Below are 17,813 nucleotides of genomic sequence, written 5' to 3'. Positions count from 1 at the left end.
ACGGCCTCACGCCGCGGGTGCCGTCAGCACCATGCGGAAGGGCTTGTCATTGTCCACGGTGGCGCTGAAGGTCATGGGTCCGGCCTTCTCCACGGGAGGGGTCGCCGCAGACCACCCACCACAGAGTGCCTCCGACCCCGCCATCCAGGTCTTCTCCCCCTCAGCGCCCCGCGAGGTGTGGATGTCCGTCTTGCCCGTCGCATCCGAAGGGCATAGCAGGATGACGCGCAGGACTGCGCCCTCCTGAGCGTCCACGGTGATCTGCTGCGTGCCCGTCCCGACCTTTTCTTGTAGAACGGACTCCGTCTCCGGATGGAGGTAGTCAGAGTCCGGATTCTGACGCGTGTACTCCTCCAGCGTCATCCCATCCTCCTGGAAGAGAGCCGCCGGCAACGCTTCCCCGTCACGCGAGGCCTGAGTGTCGACGTCGGAGGAGCTGCCCGTGGCGGCCGACGCCGAAGGGCTCGCACTTGCAGAAGCTGCGGACGCGCTCGAGGGGGTCGGGTTTTCAGCCTGAGAGGTGGAGCACCCGGAGATCGTCGCGCCGACGAGAACAGCGGCGGCGAGGGCGGCTAGACGACGTGAAGGAGAAAGTGGGAAGAGCGGAAACATGGGAGGCCTGTTCGTCGAGGGAAGAGAAGTCGATGGTCCGGCGTCCGGCGTCGGGCGCCCTGCGCCCGACGCCGGACCACGCGCCGCATCAGAGCTTGTAGTGCTGGAAGTAGAACTGCTGCCACGGGGTGTAGAACGACCCACTGCGCAGGGTGACCACATTGCAGGCCCTGTTCAGCATCTGACGGTTCCACGTCCCCTGCGCACGCTTGGCACCAATGGCAAGCTTGCCTCCGTTCGTGTAGGTGCTGGGCACCTTCCATGTCCCGCTCACAGTGTTGGTGGAGGAGTAGCTCACTCCCACTCGGGTGCCGACCTTCGCGGAGACCCCCGCGAGGATGGCACTGACATCTCCGGACACCTCGCCCGTGATGTCGCCGCTGACACCGAACGTCCGCCCGGTGGCGATGGTGAGCGTCACACCAGGCGCCCCGGACACCGAAGAATAAGATGAGTAGGACTGCTTGAAGGTGTTCGACGTCACTGAGGTGTTCGTCCAATACTCCTCGGCGCAGTACGCGTCCGGCGAGACGGCCTCTCCATCCCCGGGAGTCGTTGCCGCCCCCGCTGCCGGAGCCACCATCAGTGAGGCGGCGACCACGGTGCCGGACGCCAGGGCCGCCAGCTTCTTCTTGATATTCATCCGCATGATTCGATCCCTTTCAGAGAACCGTATGCGGGGGCCGTGGGCTGCGGTCTCGAGCTCCCCCCCCCTCTCGAGTAAGTGAATCGTGATGGCCCGCCGTGCCATGTGTCAAGCATCACATTTTCATGTGATCCCCCTCGCCGTCGAAGATGCTGGAGGGGTCGTCCTCCCACCCGATCGGTGCATCCGACTGCGACCCCGCGCGTCGCCCACGCTCCGGACCGCTTTTGACCGCCCCACGGACCCCTCCGTAGGCTGGTCCCCAGAATCACGAGTTCCCGTCATTCACGGCCCTGGCCGGCGGGACGGCAACCCTCTCACGCAGTAGTGGGGTGCTCCAGGTGATGATTCGGCCCCTCGGACACCCCGGCGGGCAAGTACCGCGTCTCCGCGGATCCGGGCGATCCGCGTTCCCGCTGTCTGCGGAGCCGCGTCAGTCGTCGGAAGAGGACGCGCGCCATGACCCTGATCCACGCACCCCACACCGCCGCGTGGGACACCGACCTGTCCCTCGGCAACCTCCGCTCCGGCCTCTCGGCCTTCCCCACCGGGGTCGTCGCGCTGGCGGGCCTCGCCGACGACGTCCCCGAGGTGATGGTGTCCTCCTCCTTCGGCGTGGGCATCTCCTGGGAGCCGGCCCTCGTGTCCTTCTCCGCGCAGAACAGCTCCCGCACCTGGCCGCGCCTGCGCCGGGCCGGGGCGATCGGCGTCTCCCTGCTCGCGGCGGACCAGACGCCACTGTGCCGTCAGCTGGCCGCCCGCGAGGGCGACCGCTTCGCCGGTCTCGACGTGCACCGCAGCCCGCACGACGCCCTGCTGATCGGGGGCTCCTCGCTCTGGCTCGAGACGCGGGTGCACGCCGAGGTCCCGGCGGGCGACCACACGGTGGTGCTGCTGGAGGTGACGGCCTTCGCGGATCACACGGACGACGCTCCCCCGGCCGCCCTGCACCGCAATCTCTTCCACGGCCTGCGCGCGCTCTGAGAGAACTCCAGGTGAACATTTCAGCCCCTGGTCCCCGGTCGGCGAGATCCGTGCAATGATGGAGCCTGAAGTTGATTCAGCTGTATCTCGCAATTCACTGCTTGTCGGGCCGGTCCGCCGGATCCGGATGAGCGTTGGGCAGGCGGTTCAGTTCTACCGCTTCACCCGTGTGCGACTCCGCACCCGGCCCAACCGCCCGCATCACCGCGGGCACATCGAAAGGACACCAACATGGCTGTTGGCACCGTCAAGTGGTTCAACTCCGAGAAGGGCTACGGCTTCATCGCCCCCGAGGACGGCTCCGCCGACGTCTTCGTGCACTTCTCCGCCATCCAGGGCAACGGCTTCAAGGAGCTGCAGGAGAACGACCGCGTCGAGTTCGAGACCCAGCAGGGTCCCAAGGGCCTGCAGGCCGCCGACGTCACCAAGCTCTGAACCACACCGGTTCACTGATCGGCTGACGCCGATCCACCACGGCCCCCGCCACTCCGCACGGAGCGCGGGGGCCGTCGTCGTCGCGAGCGCGCCGCCCGCTCCGCGCCCGAGACCGCGAGCACGGCACACGCCGTCCACACCGCGGCGGACGGGCCCAGGGGCGCCGCCGCCAGTCCCGCCGCCGCGGGCAGCACCACCTGGCCCAGCCGGTTGCCCATCAGCCGCACCGCCAGGGCGGTGGAGCGCCAGGCGTGCGGCACGGCCTCACTGATCACGGACATCGTCAGCGGCTGCCCGACGCCCAGGGTGAGCCCGCCCGCCACCGCGGCCGCGGCGGCCAGCCAGAGCAGCCCGGAGGTCATCCCCACGGGCACCGCCGCGATCGTCGCCGCGGACGCCCACAGCGCCACCGCCAGCAGCAGCTCGCGTGAGAACCGGCGGCGCAGCCGCGGCAGGAACACGCGGGAGACGAGCGAGCCGGCCCCGCGCAGCGCCAGCAGCGCCCCCACCCACGCGGCGCTCACGCCGTGCCGCTCCCCCACCACGGGCAGGAACGCGGTGAGGATGTCCAGCACGGCCAGCAGCGCCAGGGACGCCAGCATGGCCGAGCCGACACCGGGCCGGGCCAGGATCGCCCGGACGGTGGGGCGGCCGGCGTCGTCACCCGGGGCGGCACCGGACTCGGCAGACGCCTCACGCGCGGCGGGGTCCCGCGTCCCGGGCGGCGCACCGGGAGCGAGGAGCACGGGCAGCGCGCCGGCGAGCGCGAGCCCGGCGGAGACCCACAGGGCCAGCGTCGTGGCGTCGCGCGGGGTGCCGCCGACGGCGGTGAGGATCCCTCCGGAGAGCAGCGGGCCGAGCATCTGCCCCAGGGAGAACGCGGCGGTGAACCAGCCGAACGCGCCGTCGAGCAGGTGCGCGGGCGCCCGGCGCGCGATGGCCGCCTGCCCCGCGATCGTGAACGCCAGGTGCCCCACGCCGAGGACAGCGGAGGCGGCCAGCACGGCGGCCACGTCCGTCGCGAGGGCCAGGCCCGCCGCACCGGCGGCGACCACGGCGGCCCCGGCCACCACGAGCGGCGCGGCCGAGGACAGCCGGTCCGTCACCCGGCCCAGCCACAGGGCGCCCACCAGAGGCAGCAGGGCATAGGCGGCGGTCGCCAGGCCGACGGCGGCGTCCGGGGCGCCGAGGGACAGCAGGTGGTAGCTGGTCACGGGGCGGGCGAGGTTCGTGGCGGCCTGGGTGAGCACCGCGGCCCCGATCAGCGCCCACAGCCACCCGGCGCCCGGCCCCGCGGTCGTCCGCTCCCCCGCGGCCGCGCCCGTGCGGCTCTCCGTCATGCCGCCCGGGGCGCGCCCTGCCGGTCCGTGTGGCGGCGCAGCAGCCCGACCACGGCCAGGGCCAGCAGGTAGAACACGCCCACGGCCAGGAAGCCGGCGCGGAAGTCCCCGGTGAGGTCGCGCATCAGGCCCATCACCAGCGGGCCGCACGCGAAGCCGGCGTACATGCCCATGGCGTTCACCCCGGAGGCGCGGCCGAGGTGGTGGGCGGGCACCGCGTCCATGAGGCCGGCGTTGGTGACCACGTTGGTGCCCAGCACGGTCAGCCCGTGCACGGCCGCGCCCACCCACAGCAGCGCCGGGGCGTGGAGCAGGTCCGCCCCCAGGAACACGACGACGCCGACCACGGCCCCCAGCGCGATCCCGGCCAGCAGGGTGGTCGGGCGGTGGCCGGCCGCCATCCGCCGAGACCACCAGATCCGGGAGAACACGCCGATCACGCCCGAGGTGGCCGCGGCCGCGCCGCCGATCACGAGGGTCTGGTCCAGGGACTCCACGGCGAACAGCGGCAGGTACATGTTGGTGGCCTGCATGCCGAAGCCGGTGAGGAACGCGATGCCCGCGAAGAACCACACGGTGGCCGGCAGCGGGGCCCGCGCCCGCCCGGCCCGGGGACGGCCGGCGTCCGGCGTCGTCGTGGGCGGCGCGGCGGGGGCGCCGGGCAGGGGCGGGGCGGCCCGGAGCGCGACGACGCCGAGCAGCCCCACGAGCGCGGCGGCCACGAGGGAGGCCCCCGTCCAGCCCAGGCCGAGCGCGGCCACCGGGAAGAACAGCCCGGCGAACAGCTGGGATGCCTGCACGCCGGACTGCTTCACGCCGATCCACCCGATGCGCCGCTCCGCGGGCACCGAGGTGCGGATGATGCGGTTGGTGGTGGGGTTGGAGATGGTCTGGGTGACGCCGGCCAGCACGGCCGCGCCGTAGAGCGCCCAGAGGGAGCCGGCGAACCCGCCGACCGCGAGGGCGAGGGCGGAGCCGAAGAAGATGATCGCCATCTGAGTGCGGCTGGAGAGCCGGTCCGCGGCGCGGCCCAGTCCCACGGAGGTCACCGCGGCCGCCGCGAACACCACCGTCATCACGGTGCCGAGCTGGCCGGAGGTCACCCCGAGCCGCTCGATGATCACGGTGGAGGACGTGGAGACGGCGTAGTTGAACACCGGCCCCGCGCCCATGGCGGCCAGCAGCGTCCAGAGCAGGAGGGTGCCGGGGGCGCGGTCGGCCGGGCGGGAGGGCGGGGAGGCGGTCACGGCTCCCAGGGTAGGTCCGCCGGGGGCGGCGGGACCGCCGGAGGACCCGGTCAGACGCCGGCCGGCGCCGGCGTCCCCCACGCGTGCGGCAGCGGCGTGCGGGCGGAGGGCAGGGCGATGTCGGAGCGCCAGCCGTGCAGCCACTCCGGCAGCACGGGCTCGGCGGCGAGGTCGTGGCCGAGCTCGCGGGCCAGGTCGCGGACGTCCTCGTTGGAGACGGGCGTGCCGTCCTTCGCGCGCAAGCGGGTGCAGATGAACGCGCGCACGGCCACGTCCCCGTCCACCACCGCGCGCTGCTCGAACCAGACGGCCCGCTCATCCAGGCCGATGATCCGGGACTCCACGGTGAAGCGGGTGCCCAGGGTCACGGAACGGCGGAACGCGATCTGCTCCGCCTGCACCACGGGCAGCCAGCCGCGTCGCTTGGCGCCGTCCCAGACGCCGGCGCGGACCATGAGGTCGAACCGGCCGAGGTCGAACAGCCCGAAGTACTGGCCGTTGTTGATGTGCCCCGCGAAGTCCACGTCCGTGGGCAGGGCGCGCAGCGGCAGGGTGGAGGCCTCCCAGATCCCCAGGCGGGGGCGGCGGCGGGCACGGACGACGACGAGGGCGGTGCGGGGCAGCAGATGGAGCATGGGCCGGAGCCTACCGGGTCGAACGTGAGCCCGGTCACCCCAGGCCGGGGGGTGGCGTCGCGCCCTGGGCGGGCCGGGAGGGGAGAACTAGGGTGGGACGGCCACCGCCGCCGACCAGGAGCCGCCGCCCATGAGCACGCCCGCCGTCCCGGAGCCGCCGCGCGCTCCCGCGCCGTGGGAGGTGCCGGAGCGCCTGTGGCTCGCGCTGCCGGCCGTCCACCCGGTGCCGGGGCTGCTCGCCGAGGCGCGGGACGCCGTCGCCGGGCTGGCCGAGACCCTCGGCGCGCACGCGCCCGTGGCCGTGCTCACGGACCCCGACGACGCCGACGCCGCCCGCCTCCTGCCCGGGGTGGTCGAGCGGGTGCCCGTCCGCGGGGCGAGCCCCCTGCCGGGGCGCGAGGGGCCCACGTTCGTGCACGCCGCCGGGACCCGCGGGTCCGTGGAGGCCGTCCACTGGCGCCTCCCCTCCGACGCCGCGGGGACGGCCGGGCGCGCCGCCGCGACCGCCGACGCCGTGGCCCGCTCCGCCGGGCTGCCCCTGCGGACGCCGCTGTTCAGCGCCCCCGCCGGGACCTGGGCCGCGGACGGGGACGGCACCGCCGTCGTCTCCGCGGCGCTGCTGGACCCCGCCGTGAACGAGGGGTGGACGCGGGCCCAGGCCGAGGACGCGCTGGCCGGACTGCTCGGGGCGGAGAGGGTGCTGTGGCTCCCGCCCGTCGCGGGGCACGCCGCCGGGCCGTGGGACGGGGGCGGCGCCGCGCAGCCCCACCCGCACCCGTGGCTGCGGTTCGTCGCGCCCGGCGAGGTGGCCGTGCACTGGCAGCCGGGTCGGCTGCACCCGGACCACGCCGCGTCCGCGGCGGCGCTCCACGCGCTCACCGGCGCCCGTGACGCCCGGGGGCGGGCGCTCTCGGTCCGCACGGTGCGCGCGCTGCCGCCCGGACCAGACGCGGACCTCGAGGCCCGCGGACCGCTCTCCGCCCTGGACCTGCTGCCCCTGGCCCCGGGGGTGGTGCTGCGGCCGGCGCACGCCGACCCGGAGGCGGACGCGGCGACCGCCGAGGCGGCGGCCGCGCTGTTCCCCGGGGCGGAGCAGGTGCCCTTCCCGGGGCCGCCGCTGCTGCGGCTGCTGGGGACGCTCAGCGACCTGGTGCTGCCCCAGCCTCCGGGGGCGCGGACCCGTCGGCCGTCGCCGGCTCCGGCTCACCCGGAAGGTCCACGCGCGGCGCCCTGAGGGTGGAGGGCGGCGGGCCCTCGAGGCGGGCCTCCTGCGCGGCAGCGCGCACCCGCCGGCGATCCTGCGCCGGGGCGGCGTCCTCCGCGGTGCGTTCCGGCGCCACGTCGTCGTCGCCCTGGACGTCCGCGGCCGTCGCGTGGCTCGCGGTGGACCCGCCGTGGCGGATCAGCTCCCGGGGCAGCCGGAGCCGCTCCAGCATGGAGGACTGCCGCCGCTCCATGCCCTTGAGGTCCGAGGCGATCAGGGAGTTCACCCAGCGGGAGTTGGGGTCGGCGTCGATCAGGACGGCCTTGACCAGGAGCGTGCACGGCAGCGCGAGGATGGCGCCGAGCGGGCCGAGGACCCACGCCCAGAACAGCAGGGAGAGGAAGCTGACGGTGGGGATCACGCCGACGGCGTCACCGGCCACCTTGGGCTGGATGATGGACTGCAGGACGAAGTTCAGCACCGAGTAGCTGACCACCACCCACAGGAACGCGGGCCAGCCGCCGGCCGCCAGGCCGAGGATGGCCGGCGGGACCAGGCCGATGATGAACCCGACATTCGGGATGTAGTTGGTCAGGAAGCTCAGCACGCCCCAGACGAGGGCGAGCGGCACGCCGATGATCACGAGCGCGACCATGTCCAGCACCGCGACGATCAGCCCGAACACGGTGGTGACGATCCAGTAGCGCCGCACGCCGTCGGCGAAGTCGATCAGCGCCTGACCCAGCTCGTGCCGGGCGGTGCTGAGCAGGCGCACGCGCCGCTCCACGGCCATCGAGTCCATGGCCAGGAAGAACATGCCCATGATCACGGTGATCAGCAGGCCCAGCACGGCGTAGAGGTTGCTGGCGATCGTGGTGAGCGCGCTGACGGCGGCGCCCGTGACCGCGGACATGTCCACCGACGCCAGCTGCTGGTTCACCATGTCCGGGGTGACGCCGTGGTCCGAGAGCCACTGCGAGGCGTCGTGCATGATCTGCTGGAACTGCCCCGCGTACTTGGGCAGCTCCGTCAGCAGCTCCATGCCGGACCAGGCGATCATCCCGAGGAACGCGGCGATCACGGCGCAGACCACCACCACGGTGGTGGCGGCCCCGAGCACGGGGTGCAGGCCCCGGCGGATCAGCCACGCCTGCAGCGGGTAGGCCACGATCACCAGGTTCAGGCCGAGGAACACGGGCGCGGCGATGGAGGCGATGCCCTGGAAGAACTGGACCAGGACCACGAGGCCGGCCAGGGTCAGGACGATCACGAGCATGCGCGGCCACATGCGATGGGGGCGGCGGTTGTCCCACTCGGTGGCCGGGGTGGAGGTGCCGGTGACGGCGGGCGGTGCGGATGCGCTCACGGGGCCGAGTGTACGGCGGGGGCGGACCCGCTATGCTCGGGCTCACACACATCGACAGGGGAGCGCGTCCACGCGCTGAGAGTGCGGTCCGCCGCAGACCCTCGAACCTGCCCGGGTCATGCCGGCGAAGGAAGTCGAGTCCACCTCCCGGGCGGCTCGCCGATGCGGCCCCCGCCGCCCGGCCGGGCCGGCCGGCCCCTCCGCCCCGCTGGAGGAACCATGTCCGTGCACCGCACCGCCACCACCCGCCGCGGCGTCCTCGCCGCCGCCTGCCTCTCCGCGCTCGCGCTGACGGGCTGCTCCGTCTCCGCGCCCTCGACCGGGTCGTCGTCGTCCGCGGCGTCCTCCTCGGCGGCGCCGTCGTCCGCTTCGGGCTCGTCCTCGACCTCCGCCTCGGGGACCGCCGCCGCCGGCTCGAAGGGGACCGTCACGATCATGACGCACGACTCCTTCGCCCTGCCGAAGGAGCTGATCGCGCAGTTCGAGGCCGAGTCCGGCTACAGGCTGGTGACCACCGCGCCGGGCGACGCGGGCGCCGTCGTCAGCCAGGTGCTGCTGTCCAAGGACGCCCCGGTGGCGGACGGCGTGTACGGCGTGGAGAACCACTCCGCGCACCGCCTCGTGGACCAGGGGGCCGTCCAGGACGTCGCCCCCGCGGACCTGCCGGCCTCCGCGGAGGACCTCGTGGTGGACGGGAAGATGATCCCGGTCGACCAGGGCCAGGTCTGCTTCAACACGGACCCCGCGTGGTTCACGGAGCACGGGGTGGCCGAGCCGACCTCGATCGACCAGCTCCGCGACCCGGAGTACGCGAAGCTCACCGCGGTGACCTCGCCCGTCACCTCCTCCCCGGGCCTGGCCCTCCTGGCCGCCACCACGGAGAAGTACGGCGACGACGGCTGGCAGGGCTGGTGGGAGGACCTGCTGAAGGGCGGGGCCAAGGTGGACTCCACCTGGTCCGACGCCTACAGCACGGACTTCTCCGGCGGCGAGGGCAAGGGGGAGTTCCCGGTGGTGCTCTCCTACTCCTCCTCCCCCGCCTTCGCCCCGCAGACCGCCGTCATCGAGGACTCCTGCACCCCGCAGGTGGAGTACGCGGGCGTGCTGACCGGTGCCGAGAACCCCGAGGGCGCCAAGGCCTTCGTGGAGTTCCTGCTCTCGAAGGACGTGCAGGCCGCGATCCCCGAGAACATGTACATGTACCCGGTGGACGACACCGTGGAGCTGCCCGCCGAGTGGGCGGCGAACGGCCCGCTGGTCGAGGACCCGATCACCCCCGACCCCGCCGAGATCGACACCGAGCGGGAGGGCCTGCTCAAGGAGTGGACGGCCCTGTCCGAGTCGGCGGGCTCCCGCTGATGCCGACCCCGGCTCCCGCACGCGGGCGGCGGCGCGCGACGCTGCGTCCGCCGCGGGGCCGACGCGCCGCCGGGGACGGCCTCGCTCCGCTGTGGCTGCTGAGCGCGGCCGTCCCGGTCGCGTTCCTGCTGGTCCTCTTCGCCTGGCCCGTGGCCGCCATGCTGTGGCGGGGCGTGGCCTCGGTGGACGCCGCCGGCGACCCGACCGGCGGCCTGGACCTGTCCGCCTTCGCACAGACCCTGGGCGCGCCCCGCACCTGGCGGATCCTGGGGAACACCCTGGGCCTGGCGGCCGCGGGCACGGCGGCCTCGGTGGCGCTGGGGGTGCCCACGGCGTTCGCGCTGCACCGCCGCGCGTTCCCCGGCCGCGGCCTCGCCCGGGCGGTGGTGACGGTGCCGTTCGTGCTCCCCACCGTGGTGGTCGGCGCCGCGTTCCGCGCGCTGCTGGCCGCCGACGGCCCCCTCGGGTGGACGGGCCTGGACCAGACGAGCACCGCCGTCGTGATGGCGATGGTGTTCTTCAACGTGTCCGTGGTGGTGCGGCAGGTGGGCGGCCTGTGGGCCGCCCTGGACCCGCGGCAGGCCGAGGCGGCGCGCACCCTGGGCGCGTCCCCGTGGCGGGCGTTCCGCACGGTGACCCTGCCCCAGCTGGCCCCGGCCGTGGCGGGCGCCGCTGCCCTGGTGTTCCTGTTCTGCGCGTCCGCGTTCGGGATCGTGCAGACGCTCGGCCGGCCCGGGCCGGGCACCCTGGAGACCGAGATCTGGGCGCAGACCACCGTGTACCTGGACCTGCGCACCGCCGCCGTGCTCTCCACGGTGCAGCTGGCGGTCGTGCTGGCGGCCATCCTCGCCTCGGGCGCCGCCGCCGCGCGGGCCCGCCGCGCCCTCCGCCTCGGGGAGGCCCCTGCGCGCCCGCTCACCCGGGCCGACGCCGTCCCGGCGGCCGTGACCCTGGCCGTCCTGGCGCTCGTGGTCGCCCCGATCCTGGCCCTGCTGGCCGGCTCCCTGCACTCGGCCGAGGGCTGGGGGCTGCGGAACTACCGGCTGCTGGCCACCAGCCCCGGCACGGGCTTCGCGGGCGGGGTGACCCCGGCGCAGGCCCTCGAGCAGTCCCTGCGCACCGCCGTGGACGCCACCGTGGTGACGCTCGTCGTGGCCGTGCCGCTGGCCCTGGTGCTCACCCGCCCGGTGCGCTCCCGGGCGGGGCGCGCGGCCCAGCGGGCCCTGGACGGGGCGCTGCTGCTGCCGCTGGGGGTGTCCGCGGTGACGGTGGGCTTCGGGTTCATCGTCTCGCTGCGCGCCACGGCCCCCGACCTGGCGGCGTCGGGTGCGCTCGTGCCCCTGGCGCAGTCCGTGATCGCCGTCCCCCTGGCGGTGCGCGCGCTGGTGCCGGTGCTCGGGGCCGTGGACCCGCGGCTGCGCGAGGCCGCGCGCACGCTCGGTGCCGGGCCGTGGCGCGTGCTCGCCACCGTGGACGGCCCGTTCCTGGCCCGCGGCGTGGGGGTGGCGGCGGGCTTCGCGTTCGCCGTGTCCCTCGGCGAGTTCGGGGCCACGAGCTTCCTCGCCGCCGCGGACCGTCCCACCCTGCCCGTGCTGATCGCCCGGCTGATCGGCCGCCCCGGCGCGGACAACCACGGCATGGCGCTGGCGGCCGCCGTGGTGCTCGCCGTGCTCAGCGCCGGCGCCCTCCTCGCCTGCGAACGCCTGCGCCCCCGCGGCGCCGCCCCCTCCGGAGGTCTCTGATGCCCGCCCGCATGCACCACCACGACGCCGCGCCCGCCCTCCGGCTGCGGGGGCTGGCCGTCGCCTACCCGGACGGGTCCGTGCCGGTGACCCGGGCGGACCTGGACCTCGCCCCCGGGGAGATCGTGGCCCTCCTGGGGCCCTCGGGCTCGGGGAAGTCCACGGTGCTGCGCGGGATCGCCGGCCTGGAGGACGTCCCCGCGGGCGCCGTGGAGCTCGCCGGCCGGGACGTCACCGCGGTGCCCACGCACCGGCGCGGCGTGGGCATGGTCTTCCAGGACGGGCAGCTGTTCCCCCACCGCACGGTGGCCCGCAACGTGGCCTACGGGGTGGAGGCCGCCGGCTGGGACCGCTCCCGCCGGGACGCCCGCGTGGCGGAGCTCCTGGAGCTCGTGGACCTCGCCGCGCTGGCCGACCGGCCCGTGCAGACCCTCTCCGGCGGGCAGGCTCAGCGGGTCGCCCTGGCGCGCTCGCTGGCTCCGTCCCCGGCGGTGCTGCTGCTGGACGAGCCGCTCTCCGCCCTCGACGCGGACCTGCGCACCCGCCTGGCCGCGGACATCCGGACGGTGCTGCGCGCGGAGGGGGTGAGCGCCGTCGTCGTGACGCACGACGCCGCCGAGGCCGCCGTCATGGCGGACCGGACCGTGCGCATGGGGGCCGACGGCGTGCTGCACGGCGCCGCGGCGGACGGGGCGCGGACCGCCGGGTAGCGTGACCGCATGAGCACCTCCTCCGCCCGCGGCCGCCTGAGCGCGGAGGACGTGGTGGACGCCGCCGTGGGGATCCTGCAGGACTTCGGCATGGGGGACCTGTCCATGCGGCGGGTGGCCTCCATGCTGGGGGTGCAGGCCTCCGCCCTGTACTGGCACGTCCCGGACAAGCAGACGCTGCTGGCGCGGGTGGCGGACCGGATCGTCGCGGACGTGGAGCGGGCCTGCGCCGCCCGCCGGGTGGAGGACCTCGCCGGCCGGGCGGAGGAGGCGGAGGCCGTGCTGCTGCGCCACCGCGACGGCGCGGACGTGGTCCTCTCCGCGCTCGCGCTGGGCCTCGGCGGGCTGGGCCTGCACCGGCTCCTCGTCGACGCCGCCCACACGCCCGAGGAGGGCGAGCGGGCGTTGGCCGCCCTGCTGGGCACCGCCGCCTTGCGCCAGCAGCGGAATCAGGCCGCCGCGCTGGGCCTCCGCCTGGGCCCGGACGTCCAGGCACGGCGCACCGGAGCGCTCTGAGGAGGACGCCGGTGCGGCCCATCGCGCGGGCGACCAGGTCTGCCCTGAGCCGGGGGCGCTCACTATCGTGGTCGGGACGTGGACGGCGCGGGCACCGCCCTGGGCGGGCCCTCGTCGCCAGCCAGCCCGCCGCCCCGGTCCCGGCGAACCACTGCCGGAGCGGCCCCGCCAAACCCGCCGGCAGCCTCATGGACAACAGCAGCACTCATCCTCGAGAGGGGCAGGTGAGGTCCCTCCACTTCGACACCGACGCCTCCTCCCCGGATGCGTTGCTGGACCCGATGTGGGCCTTCACGGGACCCCGCGCCTCCCGCGCCGGCGCGCCCGCACCGGACGGGGCCGACGTCCTGGCCCGTCGTGCCCGGCCGGCGCACCCCGGGGCGGCACTGGTCCGGGCGGCCACGAGCCTCTTCACCCTCCCCGGCCCGCCGGGGATGCCCCACCGTTCCCGGTCGGCGGCCCTGGAGGCGGCGCGGGCGCCGGCCGGCTACCTGTCCCCCGTGCCGCACCGGCTCGCGCTGCCACGTCCCGCCCGCCCCCGGCCGGCTCCGCCCAGGATGCGCGTCCGGCAGGACGGGGTGCGCGTGGTCGCCCGCCCGCTGGCCATGCTCCCCGGCGTCGACCACGGGCGGGCGTTGCGGCTGGACCTGCACCCGGTGCGGGACGGGATCGTGTTCGTCTCCCGGCACCTGGAGCTGCGGGAGCTCGGCGACGACGTCAAGGGCCTGGTGCTGACGGGCGTGGTCCCGGCGGCGCGGCTGGGGTACTTCTGGGACACCGTGGCCGGGGACCTGCCCGAGGGGCGGCCCGTGATCGTGCGGCTGCGCTCCAACGACGACGCCGAGCTGCTGACCCTGCTGCGGGCGATCGCCCCGCCCTGGCTGCGGGTGGTGTCCTACCGGCTGGACGAGTCGCCCGTGGGCTCGCAGCGCTCCAGCTACCTGCTCCCGGACGTGGACGGCGAGGCGGTGGCCGCCAGCGGAGCGGAGCGGGTGCCCCTGGAGACCCTGCGGGAGGCACACCAGGCCAGTGCGGAGGTGGAACGGGCCTCCCGGGTGTTCCTGGCGCGGCGGCGCGTGGACCGGTTCGTGCGCCGCTCCGTGCCGGACCTGATGCACAGCCTGTCCTACACGGACCCGGCGGAGGTGCGGCACGTCTACGTGGACGGGTCCGTGCTGCGCGGCACGCGCACCGGCGGCGCCGCGGCCGTCACCCGCTCCGGCCCGTGGGCCGCCCACGCGCTCCCGGGCGCGACCATCCCCCTCGAGGCCGAGCTCGAGGCCCTCACCCTGGGCCATCTGATGGCGGCGTGGTCCGGCACCCCCGATGAGCGGGTGCTCATCCACTCGGACTCGCGGGCCGCCCTCGCCCTGCTCCGGGAGGCGCACCGCGAACGCCTGACCCTCGGCGACGCCCGTGGCGAGCGGATCCGTCGCGCCCTGCGGCGCCTGTTGGCCGCCGTGGACCTGGCCGGGTCTGCCGGGGTGGAGGTGTCCACCCTCTGGGTGAAGGGCCACGCCGGCACGCACGGGAACGAGCTGGCCGACGACCTGGCCCGCTCGGCCGCCCGGAACACCGCCGCCGGGGTGTCGGCGGACGAGATGCGCCGCCGCATGCGGCACGTGGTGCAGCTCTGGGACGCCACCACGCACCCCCAGGCCTAGGGGCGGGGCGCCGTCGAGCCGCACCCGCCCGACGCGTCGACCAGGGCGGGTCCCGGGGTGCCATGACGTAGCGTGGCCACCATGGGAGCCCTCGCCGACGCGATCAGCGCGTTCAACTCGAAGTACTGGTATCTGGTCATGGCCCTGCTGGCGTTCGCCGGCGTGTGGTTCACCGTCCGCACCGTGGGCGTGCAGGTCCGCATGCTCCCGGAGATGATCCGCTCCGTGGCGGCCAAGAGCCCGGAGGGCGGCGCGGACGACGGCGTCTCCCCCTTCCGCGCGTTCACGATCTCCGCGGCCTCCCGCGTGGGCACGGGCAACGTGGCCGGCGTGGCCATCGCGATCGTGCTCGGCGGCCCCGGCGCCGTGTTCTGGATGTGGGTGATGGCGATCCTCGGCGGCGCCACCGCGTTCGTGGAGTCCACGCTGGCGCAGCTGTACAAGCGGAAGGACAGGGACGGCTTCTTCGGCGGGCCGGCGTACTACATCCGGGACGGCCTGGGCCTGAAGTGGCTGGCGGCCCTGTTCGCCGTGGCCATCACGGTGACCTACGGGTTCGTGTTCAACGCGGTGCAGTCCAACTCGATCTCCGAGTCCGTGCAGGCCAACTGGGGCGCCTCCACCACCACCGCGTGGATCGTGGGCGTCGCGCTGGCCGTGATCACGGCCCTGGTCATCTTCGGCGGCGTCCAGCGCCTCTCCTCCGTGACCAACGTGATCGTCCCGGTCATGGCCGTGGCCTACGTCCTGCTGGCCGTGGTGGTCATGGTCATCAACATCACGGAGATCCCCGCGATGTTCGCGCTGATCGTGCGCCACGCGCTCGGGTTCGAGCAGGTGGCGGGCGCCGCCGTCGGCATGGCGATGGTGATGCAGGGCGTGCGCCGCGGCATGTTCTCCAACGAGGCCGGCATGGGCTCCGCCCCGAACGCGGCCGCCGCGGCCGCCGTGTCCCACCCGGCCAAGCAGGGCTTCGTGCAGTCCCTGGGCGTGTACTTCGACACCCTGCTGGTCTGCTCCGCGACCGCGTTCATCATCCTGCTCTCCAACCCCGAGTACGGGAACACGGACGCCCTCGGCATGGTGGTCACGCAGAATGCGCTCCAGCAGGCCGTGGGCGCCTGGGCGGGTCCGTTCCTCACCGTGGTGATCTTCTTCCTCGCCTGGTCCTCCGTGCTCGGCAACACCTACTACGGCGAGGCCAACATCCGCTACCTGGCCGGGGAGCGCGCTCCGCAGTGGATCACGGCGTTCCGCGTGCTGGTGCTGCTGTGCGTCGTCGGCGGCGCCCTCGGCACCGTGTCCCTGGTGTGGAACCTCGCGGACACCTTCGCCGCGCTCATGGCGACGATCAACCTGGTGGCGATCATCCCGCTCGGCGGGCTGGCCGTGAAGCTGCTCCAGGACTACGAGCGCAAGCTCAAGGCCGGCGAGGACCCGCACTTCCGCCTCGCCGACCTGCCCGAGGCGAAGAACGTCCCGCTGTGGGGCGATGAGGACGCCGAGCTCATGCGCACGGAGCAGGGCCATGGCGCCGGCGCCCGCGAGGAGCTGCACCACGCGGACCGGCCCGGCCGCGGGCACGGCGGCGGGTCGCACTCCGCCTGAGCGTCCCGGGACGACGACGGGGCGGGCACCGGTGATCCGGTGCCCGCCCCGTTGTGTGCTCAGGGCGCGTGGTGCGCTCAGCCGATGGAGGAGATGCGGCCGATCACGAACAGCAGGACTCCGATGACGACCAGCGCGATGAGCAGGCCGAGCAGGATCCTGCCCATGCCGCCCTCGCCGGACTTGTCGGCCTCCATGCCGGGGTTGGTCGGACCGACGCCCAGGCCCTCTGCGGGCGGGGTGTCCCCGGCGACGGCGTGGCCGGAGTTCTCGTCCGTGGCGCGGGCGAGGTGGTCGGAGCGGTGGGCGTCGGCGGGCTGGTCAGGGTGATGCGGGGTGGCCATGGCGGTGTCCTCTCGGGTCTGGGCCTGTCGGCCCCGGGTGCCTGCCGCCCACGCTATCGGCGCAGCTCCCTCCCGCCCCAGGGCGGGGGTGCCGCCGCCGTACCGGCTCTCAACGCCGGGCCCCTCCCGACCCCGGCGAGGCCCGCGCGTCCATCTGCCGGGCCGGCCCTTGCCCCGGGCCCCCGCCCTCCCTAACGTGTCTCGGGTCACACTCGAAGCGGAGCAAGGAGCGGCCCATGGGCGAGGCCTACATCATCGACGCGGTGCGGACCCCGGTGGGGCGCCGCGGCAAGGGGCTCGCCGGGGTCCACCCGCTGGACCTCGCGGCGGCGCCGATCCGGGAGCTGGTGGGCCGGCAGGACGTCGACTCGGCGGAGTACGACGAGGTCATCCTCGGCTGCATCGACCAGCTCGGCCCCCAGGCCATGGACGTCGCCCGCAGCGCCTGGCTGGCCGCGGGGCTCTCGGAGGACGTGCCGGGCTCGACGATCGAGCGCCAGTGCGGCTCGGGCCAGCAGGCGATCCACTACGCCGCGCAGGCCGTCATGAGCGGGACGGCGGACCTCGTCGTCGCCGGCGGCGTGCAGTCCATGAGCGCCATCCCGCTCTCCCGGTCCAACACGGCCGCCCGCGAGCTCGGCTTCCCCGACCCGTTCACCGGCTCCGAGTCCTGGGCCGCCCGCTACGGGGACGAGGAGATCTCTCAGTTCCGCGGGGCCGAGATGATGGCCCGGCACTGGAACCTGGACCGTGACGCCCTGGAGGAGTTCGCGGTGCGCTCCCACGAGCGTGCGCTCGCCGCCCAGGCCGACGGTCGCTTCGACCGCGAGATCCTGCCTCTCGCCGGCCTCACCGCGGACGAGGGGCCGCGCACCCCGGACGCCGCGAAGATCGCCTCGCTCGATCCGATCGTCCCCGGCGGGCTGCACACGGCGGCGTCGGCGTCGCAGATGTCCGACGGCGCGGCCGCCCTCCTGCTCGCCTCCGAGGAGGCGGTGCGTCGTCACGGCCTCACCCCGCGCGCCCGCATCCACCACCTCTCCGCGCGCGGCGCGGACCCCGTCATGATGCTCTCCGCCCCGATCCCGGCCACCGCCTTCGCACTGCGGCGCATGGGGCTGGGCATCGACGACATGGACCTGGTGGAGATCAACGAGGCGTTCGCCGCCGTCGTGCTGGCCTGGCTGACCGAGACCGGCGCGGACCCCGCGAAGGTCAACGTCAACGGCGGGGCGATCGCCCTGGGCCACCCCATCGGCGCCACGGGTGCCCGCCTGATGACGTCCCTGCTGCACGAGCTCGAGCGCACGGGCGGCCGCTACGGCCTGCAGACCATGTGCGAGGGCGGCGGCCAGGCCAACGTCACCGTGATCGAACGTCTCTGACCCATCCCCCGGAGGT

The 17,813-nt window shown here is 74.7% G+C and carries 17 protein-coding genes and 2 riboswitches; of the genes, 10 read left to right on the top strand and 7 right to left on the bottom strand.

Annotated features, from left to right (window positions below):
* Positions 1 to 6: 6 nt before the first annotated feature.
* Positions 7 to 363: a hypothetical protein gene (locus KW076_RS04375; RefSeq protein ID WP_224356387.1), complete on the bottom strand. Its 357-nt coding sequence runs from the start codon at positions 361 to 363 to the stop codon at positions 7 to 9.
* A gap of 337 nt (positions 364 to 700) precedes the next feature.
* The gene (locus KW076_RS04370) at positions 701 to 1,255 is read right to left on the bottom strand and encodes a hypothetical protein (protein ID WP_224356386.1); all 555 of its coding nucleotides are present in this window, start codon (positions 1,253 to 1,255) and stop codon (positions 701 to 703) included.
* 269 nt (positions 1,256 to 1,524) lie between these two features.
* Positions 1,525 to 1,644: riboswitch (SAM riboswitch) on the top strand.
* Positions 1,645 to 1,717: 73 nt separating this feature from the next.
* On the opposite strand from KW076_RS04370, the gene KW076_RS04365 reads away from it, so the two are divergent.
* Both KW076_RS04365 and KW076_RS04360 read left to right on the top strand, forming a co-directional pair.
* Positions 1,718 to 2,242, top strand: a complete 525-nt coding sequence (locus KW076_RS04365; RefSeq protein WP_224356385.1) for a flavin reductase family protein — start codon at positions 1,718 to 1,720, stop codon at positions 2,240 to 2,242.
* A gap of 231 nt (positions 2,243 to 2,473) precedes the next feature.
* Entirely contained in the window at positions 2,474 to 2,677 is a 204-nt protein-coding gene (locus KW076_RS04360) for a cold-shock protein (RefSeq protein WP_224356384.1), read from the top strand.
* 11 nt (positions 2,678 to 2,688) lie between these two features.
* Here the strand turns inward: KW076_RS04360 and KW076_RS04355 are convergent, their stop codons facing one another.
* From KW076_RS04355 to KW076_RS04345, 3 genes are read right to left on the bottom strand one after another with little or no spacing between them, the layout of a single operon-like run.
* The gene (locus KW076_RS04355) at positions 2,689 to 4,017 is read right to left on the bottom strand and encodes an MFS transporter (RefSeq protein WP_224356383.1); all 1,329 of its coding nucleotides are present in this window, start codon (positions 4,015 to 4,017) and stop codon (positions 2,689 to 2,691) included.
* Positions 4,014 to 5,264: an MFS transporter gene (locus tag KW076_RS04350; protein ID WP_224356382.1), complete on the bottom strand. Its 1,251-nt coding sequence runs from the start codon at positions 5,262 to 5,264 to the stop codon at positions 4,014 to 4,016. Before KW076_RS04350 ends, KW076_RS04355 begins: the two co-directional genes overlap by 4 nt.
* Positions 5,265 to 5,314: 50 nt before the next feature.
* A complete protein-coding gene (locus KW076_RS04345) occupies positions 5,315 to 5,899 on the bottom strand; it encodes an acyl-CoA thioesterase (RefSeq protein ID WP_224356381.1) in 585 nt (194 codons plus the stop codon).
* Positions 5,900 to 6,029: 130 nt separating this feature from the next.
* Between KW076_RS04345 and KW076_RS04340 the strand changes: the two genes are divergently transcribed.
* Complete coding sequence (locus KW076_RS04340; RefSeq protein ID WP_224356380.1) at positions 6,030 to 7,133, top strand: agmatine deiminase family protein; 1,104 nt, start codon at positions 6,030 to 6,032, stop codon at positions 7,131 to 7,133.
* Here KW076_RS04340 and KW076_RS04335 read toward each other — a convergent pair.
* Positions 7,039 to 8,469 (bottom strand): AI-2E family transporter, encoded by a 1,431-nt coding sequence (locus KW076_RS04335; RefSeq protein ID WP_224356379.1) that lies wholly within the window; start codon positions 8,467 to 8,469, stop codon positions 7,039 to 7,041. The two genes, KW076_RS04340 and KW076_RS04335, sit on opposite strands and share 95 nt — an antisense overlap.
* A 46-nt stretch (positions 8,470 to 8,515) precedes the next feature.
* A riboswitch (TPP riboswitch) is annotated at positions 8,516 to 8,619 on the top strand.
* 69 nt (positions 8,620 to 8,688) lie between these two features.
* Between KW076_RS04335 and KW076_RS04330 the strand changes: the two genes are divergently transcribed.
* The 6 genes from KW076_RS04330 to KW076_RS04305 all read left to right on the top strand — a co-directional run bounded on the left by KW076_RS04330 (position 8,689) and on the right by KW076_RS04305 (position 16,068).
* Positions 8,689 to 9,828 (top strand): thiamine ABC transporter substrate-binding protein, encoded by a 1,140-nt coding sequence (locus tag KW076_RS04330; RefSeq protein WP_224356378.1) that lies wholly within the window; start codon positions 8,689 to 8,691, stop codon positions 9,826 to 9,828.
* Positions 9,828 to 11,570, top strand: coding sequence for an ABC transporter permease (locus KW076_RS04325; protein WP_224356377.1), 1,743 nt, complete (start codon positions 9,828 to 9,830; stop codon positions 11,568 to 11,570). The genes KW076_RS04330 and KW076_RS04325 overlap by 1 nt, the downstream gene beginning before the upstream one ends.
* Entirely contained in the window at positions 11,570 to 12,280 is a 711-nt protein-coding gene (locus tag KW076_RS04320; RefSeq protein WP_224356376.1) for an ABC transporter ATP-binding protein, read from the top strand. The genes KW076_RS04325 and KW076_RS04320 overlap by 1 nt, the downstream gene beginning before the upstream one ends.
* 9 nt (positions 12,281 to 12,289) lie before the next feature.
* The gene (locus tag KW076_RS04315; RefSeq protein ID WP_224356375.1) at positions 12,290 to 12,796 is read left to right on the top strand and encodes a TetR family transcriptional regulator; all 507 of its coding nucleotides are present in this window, start codon (positions 12,290 to 12,292) and stop codon (positions 12,794 to 12,796) included.
* A 224-nt stretch (positions 12,797 to 13,020) separates the two neighbouring features.
* A complete protein-coding gene (locus tag KW076_RS04310) occupies positions 13,021 to 14,460 on the top strand; it encodes a ribonuclease H family protein (RefSeq protein WP_224356374.1) in 1,440 nt (479 codons plus the stop codon).
* An 81-nt stretch (positions 14,461 to 14,541) separates the two neighbouring features.
* A complete protein-coding gene (locus KW076_RS04305; RefSeq protein WP_224356373.1) occupies positions 14,542 to 16,068 on the top strand; it encodes an alanine/glycine:cation symporter family protein in 1,527 nt (508 codons plus the stop codon).
* Between the two features lie 77 nt (positions 16,069 to 16,145).
* On the opposite strand, the gene KW076_RS04300 is transcribed toward KW076_RS04305, so the two are convergent.
* Positions 16,146 to 16,412, bottom strand: a complete 267-nt coding sequence (locus KW076_RS04300) for a hypothetical protein (RefSeq protein WP_224356372.1) — start codon at positions 16,410 to 16,412, stop codon at positions 16,146 to 16,148.
* Positions 16,413 to 16,648: 236 nt separating this feature from the next.
* Here KW076_RS04300 and KW076_RS04295 point away from each other — a divergent pair, with 236 nt between their 5' ends.
* Positions 16,649 to 17,797 carry an acetyl-CoA C-acetyltransferase gene (locus KW076_RS04295; RefSeq protein ID WP_224356371.1) on the top strand — a complete coding sequence of 383 codons (1,149 nt, stop codon included), beginning with the start codon at positions 16,649 to 16,651 and terminating at the stop codon, positions 17,795 to 17,797.
* The last annotated feature ends 16 nt before the right edge of the window (positions 17,798 to 17,813 follow it).

This window comes from Micrococcus porci (genome assembly GCF_020097155.1).
Taxonomy (GTDB): domain Bacteria; phylum Actinomycetota; class Actinomycetes; order Actinomycetales; family Micrococcaceae; genus Micrococcus; species Micrococcus porci.
This window is presented reverse-complemented; position numbering and strand designations above follow the sequence as displayed.